Raw genomic sequence first — 3680 nt, forward strand, 5'->3', positions numbered from 1 at the left:
GGGTTCTGGGCCGCGCGCCGCTTTGCGGCTGCTGCGCCCATCCGCGCCGCGTCCTGGGCGGCCTGGGGTGTCATTGTGCCGCTGGTCGTGCTCACCGCGCTCTGGCTCACCTTCGGCGGCATCGACCGCGATTTTGGCTACGCGCTGCCGGCCCTGCTTCTGGTGCTCGTCTTTGCCGCCGGCGGCGAGTGGATCGCGCGCGCCGAGGAACCGCCGCTCCGCGGCGGCCCCGCCGTCTCCTTCGCGCTCGGCGGCGGCGGCGTCGCAGGCTTGTTGATGCTGCACATGGCCTTCGGCTCCGGCTGGACGACGGTGCTGCTCGGCGCCGCCGCCGTCGTGGAAGGAGTCGCCAAGGCTGACGACGATCCGCGGACCGTAGTCGGCGATCACGGCCTGCAGGCGCAGCAAGGTCGCACCTGTGTCATAAGGCGGGATCAGCGCGCCGCGCCTGGCGAAGGACGAGCCCTTTTCGAGATGCAGGTCGGAGACCGCAAGCAGCCGCAGATCGGGGAAATAGAGCACGCCGCGCCGGTCGCAAACCGCGCGTTCGCCGGCGATGCCGACAAAGTCGGCCTCGGCGATCAGCGTTGCGCGCGACAGCGAAAAATTCATCCCCTCTTGCCTTCTCTCAGTCGGCCATCTCCGGCCCCATGGCCTCTTCAACGAGGGTGGCGGCATCCATCAACAGCGTTTCATCCGCCTCGCCATGCACCGGCATCTTGCCGATTTCGAGCATGATTGGCACGGCTAGCGGCGATATCTGTTCCAGGTCCTTATGCACGATTCGACCGAGGATGCGCGAGAGCATCTCGGCAAGTCTGCTGACATCGAGCAATCCGGTCGCTGCATCGGCACGCGTCGCCTGGAGCAGGATGTGGTCGGGCTCGTGGCTGCGCAGCACATCATAAATCAGGTCTGTCGAGACGGTGACCTGGCGGCCGCTTTTCTCCTTGCCGGGATGACGTTTCTCGATCAGTCCGGAAATCAGCGCGCAGTTGCGGAAGGTGCGCTTGAGCAGCCAACTGTCGGCAAACCATGCCTCGAGATCGTCCCCGAGCATGTCCTGATCGAAGAGCGCAGCCAGCGATGGTTTTTTGTTTTTGAACATCCAGCCCATGTCGGCCAGCGACCAAATAGCCAACGCATAGTCGGTGGCAACAAACCCGACCGGTTTGGCGCCCGCTCGATCCAGGCGGCGCGTCAGCAGCATGCCCAGCGTCTGATGCGCGAGCCTGCCTTCGAATGGATAGGCTACGAGATAGTGCCGGTTTCCGCGTGGAAAGGTCTCGATCAGCAGATCGTCCCGTTTCGGCAGGACGGATTTATCGGCCTGAAACCGCAGCCAATCGGCCACCTGCTCGGGCAGCTTCTTCCAGCGCTGCGGATCGTCGAGCATGGCGCGCACCTGCTCGGCGAGATAGGTCGAAAGCGGGAATTTGCCGCCGCCATAGTAGGGCACCTTTGCTTCGCTTCCGGGAGCATTCGACACGAAGCACTCATTGTCGCGGATACCCTCGAAGCGCAGAACCCTTCCGGCGAACATGAAAGTGTCGCCATAGGTCAAGGTCTCGAGAAACGCTTCCTCGATCTTTCCCAAGACTCTGCCGCCGCGCGAGGCCGCGCCCTTGCTTCCAGCCTGGACGTAACGAACGTTGAGGGCCGGCACTTCGATGATGGTCCCGACATTGAGCCGGTACTGTTGCGCCACGCGGGGATTGGATACTCGCCACAAGCCTTCCTTGGTTTGCCGGATACGGGCGTAGCGCTCGTAGTTTCTCAGCGCGTATCCGCCGGTGGCGACGAAGTCGATGACCCGGTCGAATGTCGGGCGGTCTAGGCTGACATAGGGCGCAGCCGATCTCACCTCGTCAAACAGCGCGTCGGCGTGGAACGGGGCACCGCAGGCGCAGCCGAGCACATGCTGCGCCAGCACGTCGAGCCCGCCATTGACCAAAGGCGGCGTGTCCTGCGCGCCGAGATAGTTGGCGTCGAGCGCGGCACGGCATTCAAGCACCTCAAACCGGTTGGCCGGGATCAGGATCGCCTTCGATGGCTCATCCATGCGGTGGTTGGCGCGGCCGATGCGCTGCGCGAGGCGGCTGGCCCCCTTCGGCGCGCCGACATGCACGACCAGATCGACATCGCCCCAGTCGATGCCCAGGTCCAATGTCGAGGTGGCGACGATAGCGCGCAAGGCGTTTTCGCCCATCGCCTTCTCGACCCGCCGCCGCTGGGCGACGTCGAGCGAGCCGTGATGCAAGGCGATCGGCAACGTGTCGTCGTTGACGCGCCACAGCTCCTGAAACAGCAGCTCGGCCTGGCTGCGCGTGTTGACAAAGAGCAGCGTCGTCTTGTGCCGCTTGACCTCGCGATAGATCTCCGGAGTGGCGTAGCGGGCGGAATGTCCAGCCCATGGCACCCGCTCTTCGGAATCGAGAATGGAGATGTCGGGCTTGGCGCCGCCTGTCACGACGATTAACTCGGACATGGCCTCAGGGGAAGCCTGGCTGACCAGCCAGCGCCGCAACTCATCCGGCTCGGCGACCGTAGCCGACAGGCCGATGGTCTGCAGCTCAGGGACGAAGGTGCGCAGCCGCGCCAGGCCTAGCGCCAAAAGATGCCCGCGCTTCGAGGTGACGAGCGAATGCAATTCGTCGAGGACGACATAACGCAAATCCTCGAAGAAGCGCCTGGCGTCGGCCGAGGCAATCAGAAGCGCGAGCTGTTCGGGGGTGGTGAGCAGGATGTCGGGCGGTGCGAGCTTTTGCCGCTGGCGCTTGTGCGAGGGCGTGTCGCCGGTGCGGGTTTCGATGGTGACCGGCAGTCCGATCTCCTCGACCGGCTTGCCGAGATTGCGCTCGATGTCGACGGCCAGCGCCTTGAGCGGCGAGATGTAGAGCGTGTGGATGCCACGATGCGCCCCACCGGGCTTGCGGCGCGGACGCCTGGCGAGCTCGGTAAGCGAGGGCAGGAATCCGGCCAGGGTCTTGCCGGCGCCGGTCGGCGCGATCAGCAGCGCCGATTGGCCGGCTTGAGCCTTCGCCAGCAGTTCGAGCTGGTGGGCGCGCGGCGACCAGCCTTTTGCAGCGAACCATTTTACGAACGGCTCGGGGAGAAGGACGGCGACATTCTGTTCGGCGAGGCGCGGCTGCTCTGTCACGCGCAAAGAGGTAGCGCGCTGGCAAGCGATCGCCAAGGAAAATCGGAACAAAAGGGGATCATTCTTCCCCTCTCCCCGTGTGGGAGAAGGTGGCCCGGCGCGCAGCGCCGAGACTAATGAGGGTGATCCAGCTTGGCGCTACTTACCCCTCATCCAGATTGCCAGCCGACTTGCGAAGAGCAAATCGGGGCAATCCCACTTCTCTCCCATGGGGAGAGGTTAGGGCGGCGCTAAGGCCTGCGGAACCCGGTCGGGCCGCCATAGAGATAGCCGATCCGCTCGACGGCATCCTTCAGCCCTTCGCGCGAGACCAGCATCGTGTGGCCATTGGCGTGGATCATGTCCTTCGCGTCGGTCATGATCGCGACGTGGCCCTTCCAGAAGACGAGGTCGCCGCGCTGCAGCCCGGAATACTCAGGGCATGGCTCGAGCGGCGTTCCGATCGATGCCGCCTGCATGTCGGAGTCGCGCAGCACATCCTTGCCGGCCATGCGCATCGACAGTTGCACGAGGCCGGAGC

Annotated in this window: 2 protein-coding genes and 1 pseudogene; all 3 read right to left on the reverse strand. The window is 64.7% G+C overall.

Going from position 1 to position 3680, the window contains the following annotated elements:
- Positions 1-612, reverse strand: a pseudogene (locus EOA60_RS39160) (hypothetical protein); the annotation flags it as partial.
- Positions 613-628: 16 nt separating this feature from the next.
- Positions 629-3160, reverse strand: a complete 2532-nt coding sequence (locus tag EOA60_RS23425; protein ID WP_095824398.1) for a ligase-associated DNA damage response DEXH box helicase — start codon at positions 3158-3160, stop codon at positions 629-631.
- 230 nt (positions 3161-3390) lie between these two features.
- Positions 3391-3680: NlpC/P60 family protein (locus EOA60_RS23430; RefSeq protein WP_164899485.1), on the reverse strand; the 290-nt coding region annotated here is incomplete at its 5' end.

Source organism: Mesorhizobium sp. M1A.F.Ca.IN.020.06.1.1 (assembly GCF_004023265.1).
In the GTDB taxonomy this organism is placed as follows: domain Bacteria; phylum Pseudomonadota; class Alphaproteobacteria; order Rhizobiales; family Rhizobiaceae; genus Mesorhizobium.